General features: G+C 35.0%; 14 protein-coding genes. 12 read left to right on the forward strand and 2 right to left on the reverse strand.

The window, feature by feature from the left end:
- Positions 1-92: 92 nt before the first annotated feature.
- From HOO91_14325 to rsgA, 6 genes are all read left to right on the forward strand, one after another.
- Complete coding sequence (locus HOO91_14325) at positions 93-1,820, forward strand: T9SS type A sorting domain-containing protein (GenBank protein NOU18730.1); 1,728 nt, start codon at positions 93-95, stop codon at positions 1,818-1,820.
- Positions 1,821-2,264: 444 nt separating this feature from the next.
- Positions 2,265-3,338 carry a hypothetical protein gene (locus tag HOO91_14330; protein ID NOU18731.1) on the forward strand — a complete coding sequence of 358 codons (1,074 nt, stop codon included), beginning with the start codon at positions 2,265-2,267 and terminating at the stop codon, positions 3,336-3,338.
- Between the two features lie 137 nt (positions 3,339-3,475).
- Positions 3,476-4,576: a universal stress protein gene (locus HOO91_14335; GenBank protein ID NOU18732.1), complete on the forward strand. Its 1,101-nt coding sequence runs from the start codon at positions 3,476-3,478 to the stop codon at positions 4,574-4,576.
- A 579-nt stretch (positions 4,577-5,155) separates the two neighbouring features.
- Positions 5,156-5,770, forward strand: a complete 615-nt coding sequence (locus HOO91_14340; GenBank protein NOU18733.1) for an outer membrane beta-barrel protein — start codon at positions 5,156-5,158, stop codon at positions 5,768-5,770.
- 174 nt (positions 5,771-5,944) lie between these two features.
- Positions 5,945-6,565: a chloramphenicol acetyltransferase gene (locus HOO91_14345; protein NOU18734.1), complete on the forward strand. Its 621-nt coding sequence runs from the start codon at positions 5,945-5,947 to the stop codon at positions 6,563-6,565.
- Between the two features lie 42 nt (positions 6,566-6,607).
- Positions 6,608-7,675, forward strand: coding sequence for a ribosome small subunit-dependent GTPase A (gene rsgA / locus HOO91_14350; GenBank protein ID NOU18735.1), 1,068 nt, complete (start codon positions 6,608-6,610; stop codon positions 7,673-7,675).
- A 729-nt stretch (positions 7,676-8,404) separates the two neighbouring features.
- Here the strand turns inward: rsgA and HOO91_14355 are convergent.
- Entirely contained in the window at positions 8,405-10,414 is a 2,010-nt protein-coding gene (locus tag HOO91_14355) for a tetratricopeptide repeat protein (protein NOU18736.1), read from the reverse strand.
- Between the two features lie 223 nt (positions 10,415-10,637).
- Positions 10,638-11,045 (reverse strand): hypothetical protein, encoded by a 408-nt coding sequence (locus HOO91_14360; GenBank protein NOU18737.1) that lies wholly within the window; start codon positions 11,043-11,045, stop codon positions 10,638-10,640.
- A 304-nt stretch (positions 11,046-11,349) separates the two neighbouring features.
- Between HOO91_14360 and HOO91_14365 the strand changes: the two genes are divergently transcribed.
- From HOO91_14365 to HOO91_14390, 6 genes are all read left to right on the forward strand, one after another.
- Entirely contained in the window at positions 11,350-11,718 is a 369-nt protein-coding gene (locus HOO91_14365) for a YccF domain-containing protein (GenBank protein ID NOU18738.1), read from the forward strand.
- A gap of 265 nt (positions 11,719-11,983) precedes the next feature.
- Positions 11,984-14,035: a hypothetical protein gene (locus HOO91_14370; protein NOU18739.1), complete on the forward strand. Its 2,052-nt coding sequence runs from the start codon at positions 11,984-11,986 to the stop codon at positions 14,033-14,035.
- Positions 14,036-14,344: 309 nt separating this feature from the next.
- The gene (locus HOO91_14375; protein NOU18740.1) at positions 14,345-15,688 is read left to right on the forward strand and encodes a hypothetical protein; all 1,344 of its coding nucleotides are present in this window, start codon (positions 14,345-14,347) and stop codon (positions 15,686-15,688) included.
- Positions 15,689-15,863: 175 nt separating this feature from the next.
- Positions 15,864-17,672 carry a beta-galactosidase gene (locus tag HOO91_14380; GenBank protein NOU18741.1) on the forward strand — a complete coding sequence of 603 codons (1,809 nt, stop codon included), beginning with the start codon at positions 15,864-15,866 and terminating at the stop codon, positions 17,670-17,672.
- A 66-nt stretch (positions 17,673-17,738) separates the two neighbouring features.
- Positions 17,739-18,428, forward strand: coding sequence for a tRNA/rRNA methyltransferase (locus tag HOO91_14385; protein ID NOU18742.1), 690 nt, complete (start codon positions 17,739-17,741; stop codon positions 18,426-18,428).
- A gap of 209 nt (positions 18,429-18,637) precedes the next feature.
- Positions 18,638-19,267, forward strand: coding sequence for a TetR/AcrR family transcriptional regulator (locus HOO91_14390; protein NOU18743.1), 630 nt, complete (start codon positions 18,638-18,640; stop codon positions 19,265-19,267).
- Positions 19,268-19,269 lie beyond the last annotated feature (2 nt).

A 19,269-nucleotide genomic window follows, 5' to 3' on the forward strand; every position in this document is an offset into this window, starting at 1 on the left:
TATGGAATTAAGGTTTATTAAATGTATATTTACATTAAATAGCGTATACCGAAAAGCTAAAATAGAGTAGGATAAAATAAAACTTTAAAATTATGTCAAAAAATTACATTTTTACTTTATTGTTTTTACTTACAAGTATAACTTGTTTTAGTCAAACTATTGCAGCACCAACTAATTTTGCAGGAGTTGAATCATCTCCAGGTAAAATTACTTTTACATGGACTGATAATTCAAATAATGAAACAGGTTTTTATATAGAAAAATTAATAAGTGCGAGTAACGACTGGGAAAAAGTTTGTAAAGTTTCCTCTAATTTAACTTCAACTACTTACACAGCCATTTCTAATAATATTTATCGAATTTCAGCTTATCAAGGTTTTATCGTAAATGGCAAAGGTGTACCTTATCAATCTAGTTATTGTCAAACTTGTGTTGGTCTTCTTGCGGATTTAACCATTAGCAATATTACTCCTAGTAAAACAATTGTTAATCCAGGAGAATCGATTACAATTTCATATACAGTAAATAATATTGGAACATATAAAACTTTGTTCGAAACTTGGGTAAGAGTTTTAGTTTCTTCAACTTCAACAGAACCAGGAGTCCTAGCTGGTCCTACTGAATATTTTCAAATGGTTGACGCAGGATTGACTGCTGGAACAAGTATTTCAAAAAGTTTAACTATAACAACACCCACCGGTAATGGTACATATTATATTATGTGTATAGTAAGTCCATTGACATATAATCACACACCTGAATTATCAACAACTAATAATTGTGCTACTACTGCTATTGAAATTGCTAGTGTTGATTTAACAACAAGCAATGTTACTTTAAGTCAAACAACAGTTGATGGTGGTAGTACAGTTAATGTTTCCTGTTTGGTAAAAAATATTGGAGGTGTGAATGCACCCTCTTCAACGCTAAAGTACTATATTTCCACTACATCAACAGGTCAAGATCAAGAGTTGGGTTCCTACACTATTGGTGAACTTGCAGCAGGGGCTAGTACTTCACATAGTACAACTCTTACAATACCTTCTTCTACAATTGGGGGATCTTATTATATTGTATCTAAGGCAAATGCAACTGGTAGTATAGCTGAACCAATATCAAATAATTTTGCTTCTAAACAGATTACAATTGTTGGTAAACCATATTTTCAAGTTACAGACATAACTTGGGACGGAACTCAAAGTGGTACAAATATCACGTATACAGTAAAGGTAAAAAATATTGGTACTCAAAGTGGAGTTGTACCTGAAAGTCTAATAAAAATAAAATCTAAACTTGATACTGATTTAGACGAATTAGCCCTTTTTGCTCAATATGGACTAATTAATTGTGTAGATTTTTTCAATATAGGAGCTACAGAGGCAATAGGCATAGGTGAAACTAAATCTTTTTCACAAATGGGTAGCGTACCCGGTGTTGCAGGGAGTTCTCAATGGGTTATTCCAAATATTAAAAATTGGGATAATACAGTTAGTTATATTGCTAAGAAATTTACAATTACTTCAAGCAAAGTAATTAGAATACCGCAGATTGAATTATCAAAACAAAATAGTTTAGATCATAATACTGAAGTAAAAGTTTATCCAAATCCAAACAACGGTGAGTTTACAATAAACCTTGATAACAATAAATATACAAGTGTTAAGGTATTTAATTCGTTTGGCCAATTAGTTTTTTGTAATGAGATAAATAATAAGCCTTCATTAGAAATAAACTTATTTCACTTACCTAGCGGAGCTTATATGGTAAATTTAATAAATGGTGCAAAAGTTGAATCTAGAAAAGTTATTATTCAGAAATAAAGTAAGTTTTTAAGAAGGAAGAGGGTGTCCAAAAGTCAAGGACATCCTTTTTTATTCTTACATCTTGAGAAATTTTACAAATATTCAATTCTCAGAATCTTAATTTTCCTTTTTGAACAGCCCCTTTTAATATTAAGTCATTTTGCTTTCATCTCCGTTTGTGCATATTTACAACCTACCAAAGTGAGTTCAGTGAAACTAATTTTAAGGATTCTAAACTTGCATTTATATTCATTTTTCAAAAACCTAAAATTTGGCATAACATTTGCTTAAACGAGTATCGGTGTTGTTGCAACAAACCACTACTGCCTTGTACATAAGGCAGCAACATATTTTGCTTATGTTAAACAAAAAAAGTAAACATTATTTTGAAAAAAACGTTTAACTATATTATCTTGTTTTAAATTTTTAAATTAGGAACATTTAAACACAAAAAAATAAACTATGAAAACAAAAAATCTACTTTCATTACTTGCAATTGCAGGTTTAATGATTTTTGCATCATGCAAAAAGGATGATCCAAGTCCACTTACAAAGGAAGAGGCTCAAACTGCAATAACCACTGTTGACGGAAGCTATAATACCATTAAAGCAGAATACGATGCTACCACTGGTGTGTTAGTTCAAGAAACAATTTACAATCTAACACTTCCTTTCGATGCTCCTAAGAAGGCTCCTGCAAGACTAGAATCTATTCAAAAAGATTTGACTAGAACTATTAAACCTGCTTTTGCTAAAGGTGGATCCGATGAGTTTATCTATTTCAATTTTCCTCAGTGGGTAGGTACATGGGCTTATAACACTAGTACTTTAGAATGGGAAAAAATTTCGCCAACTCCAACCGATCAAGTTGTTATTAAGTTCTCATACAATGGCGGAACTAATAATGGAACATTAACTTACTACGATTATCAAACTAAAACTGCTAATGGACAGGCATATATTAGCCAACTAAAGGCTAAAGTTGATATTGATGGACAAGCATCTAATCCTGTAATGTCCTGGGTGTATACCGCTTCAAAAGGCTTAACAAATGGAAGTGTGACTTTTGTTTACAATATTGGAGCATTTACCCAAACTGAATCATACTCAGCTGATATTGCTATTAGTAACACTACTTCAAAAATGAATTATTCACTTTCATTTGAAGTTAAGAAAAATGGTGCTGTGATATATTCAACCTCTGCTAATATTTCCATGAGCGGTACTCAAAGCACTTATACTGCTACTATTAATGCACAACTTAGAGTTTTGGATATCATTATCAAGTGGGATATTGATGTGGATAATACCACAAATACCGAAAACCCAAACAACTTTATGAAGATTTCGGTATGGAAAACTAACGGAGCCAAAGTTGCTGACGTTGTATTGGTATATAATGCTGAACTCCAAGATTATGAACCATATTTTAAGTTTTTAGATGGTACAACGGTTAAAGCTTCGGAATATTTACATGATCTTTTGTATGAAATCGAAGACTTTATGGGTTCTATTATGGGTTTTGTACAAGCATAAACTTTCTCAATTAGCTATAAAAAAAGCGTGAGAAACTCTCACGCTTTTTTTCTTTCTATAAATCGATTTAATCTAACTAGATCATTTGACATTACCCTAAGTTTTCCATAACTTACGTATGATTAATTCATACAACCATGGAAGATAAGTTGACCGTTATAGCTACTGAAAATTATGCTAGTGCTCAAATCTTGCAAACCTATCTAAAGTCAAATGGGATAGAGTGCTACTTAAATAATATTAACCTTGTTCAACCAATGGTATCGGAGGGTGTTCAGGTTCAAATTAAGGAATCTGAGGTTGAGAAAGCATTAAAACTTCTTGCTGAAAAACACCCTAAGGAACACCCATCGAAGCTGGTTAGCCCAAGAAAAATACTTGTACCAATTGATTTCTCTACTCCTTCGCAGAATGCTGCACGTTTTGCGGTGCATCTTGCCTCAAAATATGGATCGGAAATAAAACTCCTTCACGTATTCAATTCACCTATGGTGGATATGATTCCCTTTACCGATGCAGCAAGTATCCAGATTGATATCGATATAAGCTATAACGTCCTTCATAAAAATGCAAAAGAGAAGCTTTTAAAATTCTATGTTGATCTTAAAAGTTTTGCCAATGAGCTCGGTTTAGGGCATATCAAAATAGGTTATTCACTTATTGAGGGTTATGCTGCCTATGGTATTATTGAAATGGGTTTAAGATATAAACCCGGTATAATTGTAATGGGAACTAAGGGAGAAGGATATCGTAGCACTGAACTGGTTGGTAGTGTTGCCACAGAGGTTTCTGACGAAACCAAAATTCCATTACTTGTAATTCCCGAGGCCGCAGTGCTAAAGGGAGTTGACGAAGTTAAAAATGTTCTTTACACAACAAATTACGATGAAAGCGATTTTGTTGCCATCAGAAAACTAATCAGTATAACATCATCCTTCAATGTTAACATTCATTGCCTTCATGTTACTGATGAACCCGATAGCGCAATAGAAAAGGCTAATATGAGCAAGTTAAAGGAATATTTTGGCGAGATAAGCCCAAAAGTTAAAGTCTACTGCTCAATTGTTAAGGGAAAAGATATTACCAAAATCTTTAAGAATTACATATCAGAAAATAGAATAAACCTTGTTGCTCTAACACATCAAAAACGTAATCTGATTTATAAAATGTTTAACCCTTCTATTACAAAAAAATTACTCTACACATCGGACGTTCCAGTACTAATTTTCCATTCATAACATTGATTGAATACAATTGGCTTAAATGATTTTAGGATAAATTTCTAACTCATTCATTTTAAACCAATCCCAATAATTGAAATGGTTTTTTCACTTGTACCTAGAATTACAATTATTATATTTAATGTAATTGGAATGGTGATTCATTTGTAAGGTTCAACACTTTTTGCTTACTTTACTACTCTAGGGATAAAGTATTAGTTTCAAACAGGTGTGCTAATTTTGAATGAAATAGGTTTAATAGTTTCTCACAACTTATGTGTTAATAAAATAAGGTAATAAGGTTGATTCCATTGGTTGTTCGATTTTCTACTAAGGTTTTCAAAACCTTATTTTCTGATATTTAACCTTCGTAGAAAATTATTGTTTATGCGCGGATTCAACTTTATTACCTTATTTAAGGAACTCAATATGTGTATGAATAATAGTATCAATAAATATATTAAAATTAACACACCTGTTTCAAAAGCATTAACCATAGGTTCTTATTATTTAAAGATGGAGATCCCTGAAAATCCATAAAGAGTAAGGAGAGGATACCGAAAATCTTAAGAGTAGGGTTATAATACTTATAAAAAAATGAAAAATTTAAAGTCTTTCTTTGGTGTATTTATTCTAATGCTATTTGTTTTCTCAGTTCATGGGCAAACAACTCGGGGAACTATTTTAATAGGTGGTGAATCTAATTTTGATCTTAGCTCAATGAATTCAAAATGGAAATCCGATGATGGCAGTGGAAGCTTCAGTAATACAATAAGTTTAGGAATTTCTCCAAAAATTGGTTTTTTTATTATTGATAATCTTGCTGTTGGTGTAAAATTACCAATTGGTTTTCAATTTCAGAAAGACAAAAATAATGATAAATATAGTTCAACAAGTTTAGGAATCTCTCCGTTTTTAAAATATTATTTTGGAACAAGTAATATAAAACCATACTTGAATGGCTCTGTTGGTTTTAGTAATCTAGTAATGAAGGATAATCCAGTAACTGGTCCTTCCGATAAAAATACTGTAGGAATGTTCTCATTTGAATTAGGAGGTGGGTTCGGAATATTTCTTAACGATAAAGTTTCTGTAGATATTGGTGTTGGGTATAATTATTCTTCATATAAAGATAAGGAGAATAATAATAATAATTATAGGAGGATTTATAGTGGAGTAGGTTTGGGAGCTGGAATTAGCATTTCATTATAAAAATATTCATAATATCGAAACTTATACGTGGTAAAATAATTGGCGCAGATTTTTGCATAATTCTTTTACCACGTATATACCACCACAAAATAAGGCAGATTTCAATTCTAATATTTAACTAAGGATTGATAACTTTTAATCAGTAAATCAAAAGAATAGATATATTTCAGTTTTATGAAAACTCTATTAGATATTGAAAATTGGGCAAGACATGATCATTTCAAATTCTTTAAACAATTTGAAGAGCCATTCTTTGGAATTTGTGTTGATATTGACTGTACTAAATCATACGCAAAATGCAAGAATGAGGGTATTTCATTTTTTCTTTTCTACCTTCATAAATCTTTGATAGCGGCAAATAAAATTGAGCCTTTCCGATACAGAATAGAAAACGAAAATGTTTTTATTTACGATAAAATCCATGCCTCACCAACAATCAATCGACCCGATGGAACATTTGGATTTGCCTATATAGATTATTATGAAGATTTTCAAACGTTCAATATAGAGGCAAAAAAAGAGATTGAGAAAGTTCAAAACAGTAAAGGGCTTATTCCTGCTGTTTCTGGTGAAAATGTAATTCATTACTCCTCCATACCTTGGATTAACTTTAAATCAGTATCGCACGCACGGAGTTTTTCATTTAAAGATAGTTGTCCAAAAATCACATTTGGAAAGATATCCGAAATTGATAATGTGAAAAAAATGCCAATCTCAATACATGTTCACCATGCCTTAATGGATGGAATTCATGTTGGGCAGTTTATTGATGAATTTCAAAATCAAATGATTTAAGAAACAACTGCCAATTGGTTTCCCAAAATTTTTAAAACAGAAATGAAATTAGAAGATTTAGGATATAATGATAATCTGGAAAAATTCAGAATTGAAAATAATCTCGAAAGTTTTGAGATTGGAAGGATAATTGCAGAACATAAAGAACGATATATTGTCAGGGCGCTAAATGGTGAATTTGAGGCAGAGATAACTGGTAATATGCGTTTTACTGCTAATAGCCGTGAAGATTTTCCAGCAGTAGGCGATTGGGTTGCATTAGCAACTTATGATCCCGATTTTGCAATTATTCATAAAATATTTCCCAGATTCTCAACCATTAAAAGACAGGCAGTTGCTCAGTTTGGTGAGGTTCAAATTATAGCAACAAATATTGATTACGCCTTACTACTTCAAGCAATTGATAGGGATTATAATATCAATAGGCTTGAAAGATACCTTACCATTTGTAATTCATCCAAGGTTAGCCCTATTATTATACTTACCAAAACCGATTTAATAGATGAAACTAGGATATCGGAGATAGTAGAAAGCATAAAAACTCGAATTAAAAATACTCCAGTTATCGCAATTAGTAACATTACAATGAATGGTTACGAAGCCATAAAGAATTGTATTGAAAAAGGAAAAACATACTGTATGCTTGGTTCCTCTGGCGTTGGAAAATCCTCCCTTTTAAATAACCTTGCGGGTAAAACCGTAATGCGAACGGATGCAATAAGCCAGACTATTAACAGAGGGAAGCATATTACAAGCCATAGGGAATTAATTATTCTTGAAAATGGTGGTATACTAGTTGATAATCCAGGTATGAGAGAGGTTGGTATTGCCGACACCTCAGATGGACTAGAATTAACCTTTGATTTAATTATTAAACTTTCCCAAAATTGTAAATTTAAAGATTGTACGCATACCAATGAAATAGGCTGCTCTGTTATTGAAGCAGTAGATAAAGGTGAAATGGATAGATCTTCGTACGAAAACTACCTTAAAATAGAAAAAGAAAAGGCATTTTTTGAATCAACAGTTGTTGAGAGACGAAAAAAGGATAAAGAATTTGGGAAGATGTTTAAGAATTATAAGAAAGATTTGAAGAAAAATAAGTACTAATATAAGCTCTGATACTTGTACTTTAATAAAATTTAGGCAAAAATTCTTGAATCCAAAAACTACATCCAAAGCTTTACTTCCTACATTCAAAGCATTACTTTCTACATCCAAAGCTTTGCTTTCTACATAGAAAAGTGACTTTGCTACATTGCCAAGTCACTTTCCTACATTGAAAAGTCACTTTCCTACATGGAAAAGTGACTTTCCTACATTCCCAAGTGACTTTCCTACATTCCCAAGTCACTTTGCTACATGGAAAAGTGACTTTCCTACATTGCCAAGTCACTTTCCTACATTGCCAAGTCACTTTTCTTCCTTCCCGAACGACTTTCCAAGAGGCTATCTCTAAAAAGTCCTCTGTGGAACTCTGTGTTAATCTCTGTGGAACTCTGTGTAATTTTTTAAATATTGCTACACAGAGGATCACGGAGAATTCACAGAGATGCACAGAGAGAAAAGAGAGCTGTTTTTAGACTTTTGAAACACCCTCAACGGGAGGACAGGAAAAGAACTAATACAAATTTTGGGGTTTAGCTCATAACAGAATTATGTAACCATATTTAATAGATATTATAAAATATATCGCAAATTGCGATATTGCTGCGCAACTCAGGGTTCACCCAAAGAGTACCAAGTTTTTCGCAAAGCTTGCAAAGAATATAAGCACTTTGCCATTATAGCGCTTTCTCTTTGCATGCTTTGCCTGAAACTACTTTACGAGAGCTAATTTTATGATTCAGGGTTGCTTGCTGCCTTATCTTTTAGGTATTCCTCCACATCTATTCCCCATTTAGTAAGTACACCAAATGCGCTTTGTAGGTAATTCTGGATATATGGAATTTCCCCAAAAGGCAATAAGTTTTCAATAGCCTCATCAATGAATTGAATTGATAAATCCCTATCCACTTTTGACTCCAAATAAAAAATTCCCAAATTTATTTGCGTCACAGCCAAATAGGGTAAATATGTTTGGGGGTTGGTTTTGGCGAGAGTTATAAGTATCGATAAGGCTTCTTGATACGATTGTTCAGCTTTCCAAAATTCATTTTTAGTCCGCTGTAAAGCCGCCAAATTATTTAATGTACCCGCCACATCAGGTAAATAGGTTTGAGGGTTGGTTTCGGCGAGGGTTCTTTTTATCGATAGTGCTTCCAGATAAGATTGCTCTGCTTTTCCTAATTCATTTTTAGCAAGTTGTAAATTAGCCAAGTTATTTAAAATACCTGCCACGATGGGTAAATATGTTTGAGGGTTGGTTTCAGCGAGGGTTCTTTCTATCGATAGTGCTTCCTGATAAGATTGCTCTGCTTTCCCAAATTCATTTTTATCATTCTGTAAAACTGCCAAATTATTCAGGTTACCCGCCACATCGGGTAAATAGGTTTGGGGGTTGGTTTCGGCGAGAGTTTTAAATATCGATAGTGCTTCCGTATAAGATTGTTCGGCTTTCTCAAATTCATTTTTAGATTGCAGTAAAACAGCCAAACAATTTAAGGTATCCGCCAAATCGGGTAAATAGGCATGGGGATTTGTTTCTACGAGAGTTCTTCTTATAGCTAAAGCTTCTTGATATGCCTGTTGTGCTTTCTCAAATTCATTTTTTTTAGTTTGTTGAAAGTTTGCTAAATTATTTAGCGTAGTTGCTACATTTGGTAGATAGATTTTGGGGTTGGTTTCGGCGAGGGTTCGATATATCGAAAGGGTTTCCTGATAGGATTGTTCGGCTTCTCCAAATTCATTTTTATCCTGCTGTAAAACAGCCAAATTATTTAAGGTAACAGCCAAATCAGGTAAATAGATTTTGGGATTTGTTTCAACCAGAGTTCTCCTAATCGCTAAGGCTTCCTGATATGCTAGTTGTGCTTTTCCAAATTCATTTTTAGTTCGGTATAAATTTCCCAAATTAGTTATAGTCATTCCCACAAATGGGATAAAGGTTTTAGGATTGGTTTTGGAAAGAGTTTTGAATAAAGATAAAGCTTCCTGAAATATTTGCTCGGCTTTTCCAAATTCATTTTTTTTACTCTTCAAAGTCGCCAAATTGTTTAAAATCCCTGCAACATTTGGTAAATAGGTTTTGGGATTGGTTTCGGCTAGGATTCGGCATACCGAAAGTAACTCCTCATAGAGAGGTTCCGATTTATTATTTTGATTGTGTTTTCCTAAAAAACTAGCAAAGAAGTATAGGTTTTCGGCGTTTCTTTCCGAGCGTAGGGATAATTCGAAGTACTCTATTGTTTTTTCAAAGCGATTCTCCAACTCAAAATCAATTGCGGTTAGCATTGCAAGTACCAAATATTCATTGGCATTGTTATGCAAATCCTCTATGTTTTGCTGGGACTGGTTTTGCAGTTCCGATTTGCGTTTCAGTAGCTTCTCCTGTTCTGTTCCAATCTGTTCGGTATCTAGTATAGCCCGTGCCTCCTTAAACTTCCCCTCGTTAAAAAGCTGCTGGGCGGTTTTTAACCTTTCGGTATCAATTACTATTTTCTGGAATGTTTCGGCAAGCGAAATAACCCCTTTTTTGAAACCCTCAAGTTTATCTTCCTCTTCCTGTAATTCTTGATTATATTGGATTTTTTTCTCGGTAGTCTTAGCTAATTCTATAAGCTCTTTTAACCGGGAAATGTTCTTTTCCATATCCAGATATTCTATGCTTTTATAGTAGTTATCCCCTAATTGAACATTACCCGCATTTATAGTACCTGCGTTTATATTTTTTGAATTAATTGTTTCCATAATCTGTTTTATAAGTATCTGTTTAAATTACTATTTCGAAAAGCAAACTTAGGTGTCATTGGCTTCGCCGAACTCGTAAACTCGGTTCCGGGTGAAGTCCCAGAATCTATATATAAACAATGGGATTCCTGCATTCGCAGGAACCGAGCTCATTTTGCGAGTTCGCCGCAAGGCAATGACAGTACAAAGGTTTGATTTTGTAATTTAAGAGAATACACATTATCTATTTATTATCGCCAAGCCTAAAATTACCACCACCAGTATTTACATTCCCAGTGTTTACATTTTTGCTGTTGGTTATGTTATTTATAATTTTTGCACCCTCTTTTGTTTTCGATATCTTCTCAAAAATCTCTTTAATGTGCTGTTTTGCTGCGGGAGTTTCTTCCAAACCTACCTCCAAAACCGATTCTACTGCTTTTTGCCTAGCGGGGCTATCGGCTTTCTCTTTTAGCTGGGTAATTACCTCTTTTTCGCTTCCATCATCATTTAAAAAAAGAGGTCTTATCCAACTTACAGCAGCCTTGGTTAAATCGGAAAGAAATTCGTCTACCGATTTATCTTTCGAGAGCCTTACGCCCAAATAAGTTACAATACTGCTTATCATTACAGCTGTGGTTAATGGTTCCATGGGTTATTGAGTTATTGGTTATTGAGTTATTGGGTGATTTTGTGGCTATTATAAAATTTCTGCCACCAAAACACGAAAACGCAAAGTTTAATCACATCCTCGTTCAAATTTCCATTCCGAAGATACAACAATCTTCTATTCGCTAAAATTATTTTCTACCATTTACATTTTACATCACAGCATCACAGCAAAACAGTCTCACTGCATCACAGCATCTCCCAATAATTTCGGATACAGTAGATTTATATATACATATTGTTTCTTGCTAAGAACTTACGTTGACTTATTTTTATATTTTTGCTTAATGAAGATTCTTGGAAATATTATTTGGCTGCTATTCGGTGGAATATTTATTTTCATCGAGTACTTGGTTGGCGGGCTGGTGCTCTGTATAACCATTATTGGTATTCCTTTCGGATTACAGGTGTTTAAACTCGCATTCGTTTCGCTTTGGCCTTTTGGAACGAATATAGAAAGCAATCCGAATTCAAACGGTTGCCTGAATGTTTTAATGAACATTATCTGGCTAATCTTTGGTGGTATTTGGATTGCGCTAAGCCATGTAGTTATTGGACTTTTACTGGCAATCACTATTATTGGAATTCCGTTCGCTTTGCAACATTTTAAACTTGCGGCTGTTGCGCTATCACCATTTGGCAAAACAATTAGGTAATCTTTTTGGTGTATTTTGGTGACTTGGTAATTTTGTGGCTATTATAAAATTTTTGCCACCAAAACACGAAAACACAAAATATCACAAAAACAAGATGCTACAAATCAATAATAAAACTTAACCACGGAGTAAAATGAGTAAAGAACACGAAGTACCAAAGAGTGGGAATGGCTTGTTAAGCCATTTCTTGACGACTTTGGGCTTTGCGTTAAAATAAGTTTATTAGTATTCTTTAAAAAATAGAGTTTTAACTAAAAAATAACATATGAAGCACTTTATTAATCTACTAACAATTCCAATCCTGTTAAGCATGGTACAGTGTAAGCAGCCAGAGCAAAAGATTGAAAGTTCACCTATTCGTGAGCAAACCATACAGTTGGTTAAACAGCAAATTATCGATAAATATGGTGAGGACTTTACCTTTAGGGCCGAACGTGGAGTAAAACAGGTTGCTGATCTTTGGCGGAAATCGGATGGAAACCTAGCGGAATTCGAAAGATTCTGCATATACAGGTTTATTCCAAATGATACCGAGCTTGAGCAACTTTTCAATAAGCTATCCAATGGATTAGAGGTGCTAAATGGGAGTTTTATTAAGATAAAAAAGGATCTTCGCAAGCCAGTTGACCTTGATTTAGGGTCAATTACCAATATTGATGAGATATTCGCTGGTTTTGATGCTAGTGCGCACCTAACCGAAGATTTGCTAGCAAATAAAGTGGCATTTATCATAGCCCTAAACTTCCCACAATACTCTTTAAAGGAGAAAACCGAGCTAAGTAGCAAATGGTCACGTAGGGATTGGGCGTATGCTCGTATGGGCGATGCTTTTACATCAAGAGTTCCAGCAGAGCTAATCCAGGGCAACAGCGTAGCCAGCTCCAATGCCGATGGGTATATCAGCGAATATAATATTAAACTTGGATATTTGGTAAACGATAAGAACGAAAAGCTATTCCCCGAAGATCTATCATTAATCACCCACTGGGGAATTCGCGATGAGTTGAAATCCCAATATGCCAATAAAGATGGTGGACTTGAGCGTCAAAAAATGATTTATCAGGTAATGAAACGAATCATCGACCAATCAATCCCATCGGAGGTAATCAATAGCAAGCAGTACCTATGGAATCCTTACTCAAACGTAATTACAAAGGACGGTCAACCAGTAGTTGCCATTGCTGAACCCGATACACGCTATCAGCATATCATTAACCTATTTAAATCGCTCCAAGCGCAGGATAAGTATTACCCAACAATGCCTACCTATATCCAACGTCAATTTGAAGCATCCCTGGAGATTCCTGTTGATGATGTTGAGAAACTTTTTATCGAGTTACTCTCCTCAAAGGAGGTGCGTGATCTTGGTAAACTGATTAGCAAAAGGCTTGGTCGTAACCTTGAACCATTCGATATCTGGTACGATGGGTTTAAGGCTCGTAGCGGAATCCCTGCCGAAAAGTTGGATGAGGTTGTTGGAAAAAAATTCACCAGTGCACTAGCATTTCAGAATGAGATTCCTAACTTCCTAACCACACTTGGCTGGAGTAAGGAGAAGGCTAAATTCTTTGCCGATAGAATTAGGATTGAAGGTGCACGTGGTTCCGGTCATGCTTGGGGAGCAGAGATGCGTAACGGTGATGTTGCACTTCTTCGTGCCCGTATCAAAAGTACTGGCATGGACTACAAGGGCTTTAATATTGCATCGCATGAGTTTGGGCATAATATAGAGCAAACCATCACCCTTCAAGATGTTGATTACTATATGATGCATGGTGTTCCGAATACTGCATTCACAGAAGCTTTGGCGTTTGTTTTCCAAAAACGTGACCTTGAGCTACTCGGTATGAAAGAATCGAGCCCTGTTAAGGATCAACTAATGGCTCTTGATAATCTATGGAATTGCTACGAGATTATGGGAGTATCGCTTGTTGATATCAACCTATGGAAATGGCTCTACAGTAACCCAAATGCCAATGCAGCGCAGGTTAAAGAGGCCACAATATCAATTGCAAAGGATATTTGGAATAAGTACTATGCCGATTTGTTTGGCACAAAGGACGAGACTATCCTTGCCATTTACTCGCACATGGTTGATAGCCCACTTTACCTTTCGGCTTACCCAATTGGACATCTTATCGATTTTCAGCTTGAAAAACAGCTAGTAGGAAAATCATTCTCGGGTGAGGTACAGCGTATCTATGAGCAGGGTAAGTTAATTCCACAGGTTTGGATGAAGGGTGCTACTGGCGAACCGTTATCGAATAAACCAATATTGGAGGCATCTGCAAAGGCAATTGAAATGCTTTCCAAATAAAAATAAAAATATCTCACGCAAAGTCGCTAAGCCGCAAAGAAAGCAAGGTAGATGAAAAGTAAAGTTAAAATCGTAACTACATTTTGTTCGCAAAGGGAAAAAACTAATAGTTTTTTCTTCTTGGCGAACTTGGCGACTTTGCGTGAAATATTAATGCGAGAATAGCATGTATAATTAAATTTTTTATTTTCAAAAGAAATACTTACTAAAGTTAAAAGCTGTCTAGATTATATTTAGGCAGCTTTTTCTTTTACAATACTCTATATAATCTATCTTTACTGTATATTTTATTTCTAATTAACCATTTTTATGATAAAGCTAAATAAACTTGCCGTTGATAGACAAACACTTACTGAACTGGAAATTTTTCGAGATGATACCTCAGGCATGAATATATTTGATCTTCTGGATAGAACTGTAACAAGTGGAGGGAGAGATAACCTTAAAATTCAATTCCAAAATCCTTTTATCGGTGCAAGCGAAATTATTGCAATGCAGGATGCACTTAAAGCAATTTGTAAGGATATTGAAAAGTGGCAAATTCCTTTCACAAGGAAGCTTATGGATATGGTTGAGATTTACTACTTCGCAAAATGCGATACAGCTGTTAGCCAAAACTCTATAGGTAGATTTATTGAGGGTTTGTTTTACAGAATAAAGCATAAGGATTATAAGGAAACGGCTATCCAAGGGACAAAAAATACCCTCCTCTTTTTAATTGAGATGAGTAAGTATGTTAACCGATTTGATCAACAAAAGCTACCAACACTTCTTCAAGAGATTTTAACAACAGTTAAGGAGATAATAAACGATAAGGATATTCAAATTGCTAGTAAGGTTGAGAATATCCAATCGCTTGGATTTATTGATTTAATAACAATCGATCAGTGGTTCCGTTCCACTCACAAGAACAAAATAACTACACTTATTGATATTGCCTATAGGCTAGATGTTTACACATCAATGGCTAAAACTGTAAATGAGCTAAATCTTACCTTTCCAGAAATTATTGACACAGAAAGCCCGGCTTTGGAGATAGAAGGGCTTTACCACCTTTTCCTTAAACAACCAATTTCCAACGATTTATCTTTCGAAACAGGCAAACATTTTCTCTTCCTCACCGGCCCTAATATGGCAGGGAAAACAACATTCCTGAAATCGTATGGAATTGCAATTTACCTCGCACAGCTAGGAATGGGTGTACCTGCTAAGCGAATGAAAATATCCCCATTTAATGCTCTTTTCAGCAGTTTAAATACAGCAGATAATCTTAGCATTGGTTATAGCTATTTCTATAGCGAGGTGATGAGGGTTCGAAAAGCTGCGGAAACACTCCAAAAGGAGAAAAAGGTTTTTATGATTTTTGATGAGCTCTTTAAAGGAACAAATATTAAGGATGCTTTCGATGGTTCGATGCTTGTAATCAATGGGCTACTGAAATGGGATTCTGGCATGTTTGTTCTTGCATCGCACCTAACGGAACTATCAAAAAAGATAGACGATAAACCATCGGTTTTTTTCAGGTATTTCGATTCCTCTGTTGATAATGGACGACCTGTTTTTAACTATAAAATTCGTGAAGGTAAATCCGATGAACGCTTGGGTTTGATTATCCTGCAAAACGAAAAAATTGAGGAACTGCTGACGCCATAGGGAAAATGAAAAGAGAAAAGAGAAAAGAGAAAAATGATAAGCGAGATGGAGAGAGGAATGGATTTTAATTTTTCTGATGATTCTGAGCACAAGATAATATCAAAAACTGTAGTTATTTCATTATAATTTATCCTTAAATTTGAGTAGATTCGAATTAGAAAAAAATGGATACTCTATGAAAAAATTAGTCTTTTCCTTGCTAATACTTAGCATCGTAAGTTTATCATCACACTCGCAATCTACAAAACATTCATTTGCTTTTAGCAATACCGATTTTCTGCTCGATGGCAAGCCATATCAGGTTATTAGTGGCGAAATGCATCCTGCACGTATTCCTGCTGAATATTGGCGTCATCGTATTCAGATGGCAAAAGCAATGGGATGTAATACAATTGCCGCTTGTGTTTTCTGGAATTACCAAGAAATATCCGAGGGAGTTTATGACTTTTCGACATGGAACAGAAATCTTGCTAAATTTATTAGCATCGCACAGGAAGAGGGTATGATGGTATTACTAAGACCGGGACCTTACGTATGTGCTGAGTGGGATTTTGGGGGTATTCCCGCATATCTTCTTAGGATCCCTGATATTAAGGTAAGGTGCATGGATATGCGTTATGTAAAGGCTGTAGAGAACTATTTATCCAAACTTGCCGAAATTATTAAACCCCTACAGGTTGATAATGGCGGGCCAATACTAATGCTTCAGGTAGAAAATGAATATGGTAGTTACGGAAACGACCGTGAATATTTAAAATCCCTATCAGATATCTGGAGAAGGAATGGGATAACAATTCCTTTCTTTACCAGCGATGTGCCAAACCAGTATATGCTCGAAGCGGGTAGTATTAAGGGTTGTGCAGGTGGTCTCAATCCTGGATCGGATCAAGGAAACTTTGATTTAGCTTATCAGATGAACCCTGGGGTTCCAGTATTCAGTAGCCAAACCTATACGGGTGGACTTACCCATTGGGGCGAACAGTGGGCAAAACCTGATTCAATCGCCTTGCTAAAGGAGGTGAAATTCTTAATGGACACCAAAAAATCTTTCAATTTATACGTTATCCATGGCGGAACAAACTTCGGTTTTACCTCTGGTGCTAATTCCGGCGGAAAGGGTTACGAACCTAGTGTTACAAGTTACGATTATAATGCCCCCATCAACGAGCAGGGTTTGCCAACAGCCAAGTATTTTGCGCTTCGTAAGTTAATTGGATCATATCTGGCTAATGGAAACAAACTTCCCGATTTACCCAAGCCAATTTCTACAATAGAAATTCCAGAGATAGGGATGAAACCATTTTCATCAATCTGGGATAATTTACCTACAGCAGTTCAATCGGTACAACCAAAACCATTTGAAGTGCTAGATCAGAATCAGGGTTTTATGATATATAAAACAACGCTAATTGGTCACAAAAGCGGTAAACTAGATATAACAAATCTTCATGATTATGCTACCCTATTTTTAAATGGGAAGTATATCGGGAAGCTTGATCGTAAGGAAGAGAATACTACCATTAGAATCCCAAAATCGGATGTAAAAGATCCAATTCTTGAGATATTAGTTGAAGGAATGGGACATATTAATTTCGGTCAGCATATAGTCGATCGTAAAGGTATTACCGATAGGGTTACCCTAAACGGGATGACCTTGATGAACTGGGAAATCTTTAAATTTCCAATGAATGATGATTTTATCGCTTCATTAAAACCTTCGGCTAATTTTTCCAAACCCGGGATCTTTTTTAAAGGATCTTTTACTCTGAGTAATGCGGCAGACACCTATTTTGATTTGTCTAACTATTCAAAGGGGGTTGTATGGGTAAATGGACATAACCTTGGGCGATTCTGGGAGATTGGACCACAAAAACGTTTATACTGCCCTGCTTGCTGGTTAAAGAATGGGGATAATGAGGTTGTTGTCTTTGATCTGAATCAGGTGGATCCCAAAACGATTAAAGGGATGAAAACGCTTGAATAGTGATAGAACACAACCCAATAATGACATATTATCTGTTATCTAATAGCTGATTTCTAGTACCTTCTTATGAATATTGCCTTTATCCTTGTTGAGCCTGCTGTACCCGAAAATGTTGGTGCTGCTGCACGAGCAATTAAAACCATGGGATTTACCGAATTACGTTTAGTAAATCCATGCGATTACCTGAGTATAAAGGCAAAGATGCTTGCTCATGCCTCCAATGATATTCTTGAAAATGCCAAAGTTTTTTCTACCCTAGCAGATGCTGTAGCTGATTTGGATTTTACCATTGCCACCTCGGCAAAGCAACGATGGGTTAAGGTTGATATTATTCCAAACGATAAACTTGTAACGTTCCTTGATGGGAAGGGGAATACAATATCGAATATAGGAATTGTTTTCGGCAGGGAGGAATCGGGTTTAAGCAATGAGGAGATTAACCTGTGCAATCGGGTTTCTACAATTCCACTTGCATCCCCCTACCCTTCTATCAATCTTGCTCAAACGGTTATGATTTATGCCTACACCTTATCATCCATAAGCCAGCAGGTAGATAATAGTGTTGAAGAAGAAATTAACCCAGAGAGTTTTAGAATGCTCCAGCAAAGGGTTAAGGAGCTTTTAACCATTGCAAATATTACCCCCGATATGCTTATCTATGGTAGAATCCACGAACGAATAACAGCCCTTAATGCCAGTGATATCCGATTACTCCATTCAATAACCAGTAAATTGTTGGATTCGATTAAAGGGTGATGATAGTGTTTAGTATTTGGTGTTTAGTTTGTCCATTGTCCGTGCCTAAATAACGTTGACCGAATTTGATTTTGCATTATTCAATTTTTGATTTCAATTCCACTGTCCAAGAAATTTGATTATAAATCATTTAACATTTTTTAAAATAAACTATGGAAACATTTTATATAAAATTTGTTTCCTAAGTTTTTTCATTATAGTTTTGCCGCATGAACGAAGAGCAAAAAAAGATATTATTAAAAGTCGGTGAACTGTACAATAAATACGGTATCAAGAGCATTACCATGGATGATGTTGCTCGAGAATTAGGCATTTCCAAGAAAACTCTTTACCAGTTTGTTTCCGATAAGGATGATTTGGTTGGTAAATATATTGAGAGTGAAATTGAACAAAGACAGGAAGCAATTTGTAAGTGCTTTGGAGAAGGATTTAATGCTATTGAGGAGCTATTTGAGATTTCACTTTTTATGAATAAAATTATTAGAAATCAGAATCCTACAACCGAATATGATTTGAAAAAGTATTACCCACACCATTTTCAAAAGATAGTAAAAGTCCGTAGGGAGAGGATGTACAATTATATACTGTTGAATCTTCGAAAGGGAAAAGAAGAAGGGTTGTACCGTGAGGAACTGAACGAAGAGGTAATTGCCAAATTACACCTTTCTCGTGCCGAGAATGTTCATTTTACCGAAATATTTACAATTGAAGAATTTACATCAATTAAACTATTCTTGGAATTGTTAATCTACCATGTTCGTGGTATTTCAACAGAAAAAGGGATAAATGTTTTAGAAAAAAAGATTAAAGAATTAGAATCAGTAACATTAAATAATTAAAG

It is taken from the genome of Bacteroidales bacterium (assembly GCA_013141385.1).
Classification (GTDB): Bacteria; Bacteroidota; Bacteroidia; order Bacteroidales; family Tenuifilaceae; genus UBA8529.

Excerpts from the sequence above, each read along its gene's own strand:
- HOO91_14380 (NOU18741.1), top strand. The coding sequence starts at position 15,864 with ATGAAAAAATTAGTCTTTTCCTTGCTAATACTTAGCATCGTAAGTTTA.
- rsgA (NOU18735.1), top strand. The coding sequence starts at position 6,608 with ATGAAATTAGAAGATTTAGGATATAATGATAATCTGGAAAAATTCAGA.
- HOO91_14370 (NOU18739.1), top strand. The coding sequence starts at position 11,984 with ATGAAGCACTTTATTAATCTACTAACAATTCCAATCCTGTTAAGCATG.
- HOO91_14355 (NOU18736.1), bottom strand. The coding sequence starts at position 10,414 with ATGGAAACAATTAATTCAAAAAATATAAACGCAGGTACTATAAATGCG.
- HOO91_14375 (NOU18740.1), top strand. The coding sequence starts at position 14,345 with ATGATAAAGCTAAATAAACTTGCCGTTGATAGACAAACACTTACTGAA.
- HOO91_14345 (NOU18734.1), top strand. The coding sequence starts at position 5,945 with ATGAAAACTCTATTAGATATTGAAAATTGGGCAAGACATGATCATTTC.
- HOO91_14335 (NOU18732.1), top strand. The coding sequence starts at position 3,476 with ATGGAAGATAAGTTGACCGTTATAGCTACTGAAAATTATGCTAGTGCT.
- HOO91_14390 (NOU18743.1), top strand. The coding sequence starts at position 18,638 with ATGAACGAAGAGCAAAAAAAGATATTATTAAAAGTCGGTGAACTGTAC.
- HOO91_14365 (NOU18738.1), top strand. The coding sequence starts at position 11,350 with ATGAAGATTCTTGGAAATATTATTTGGCTGCTATTCGGTGGAATATTT.
- HOO91_14360 (NOU18737.1), bottom strand. The coding sequence starts at position 11,045 with ATGGAACCATTAACCACAGCTGTAATGATAAGCAGTATTGTAACTTAT.
- HOO91_14340 (NOU18733.1), top strand. The coding sequence starts at position 5,156 with ATGAAAAATTTAAAGTCTTTCTTTGGTGTATTTATTCTAATGCTATTT.
- HOO91_14385 (NOU18742.1), top strand. The coding sequence starts at position 17,739 with ATGAATATTGCCTTTATCCTTGTTGAGCCTGCTGTACCCGAAAATGTT.
- HOO91_14330 (NOU18731.1), top strand. The coding sequence starts at position 2,265 with ATGAAAACAAAAAATCTACTTTCATTACTTGCAATTGCAGGTTTAATG.
- HOO91_14325 (NOU18730.1), top strand. The coding sequence starts at position 93 with ATGTCAAAAAATTACATTTTTACTTTATTGTTTTTACTTACAAGTATA.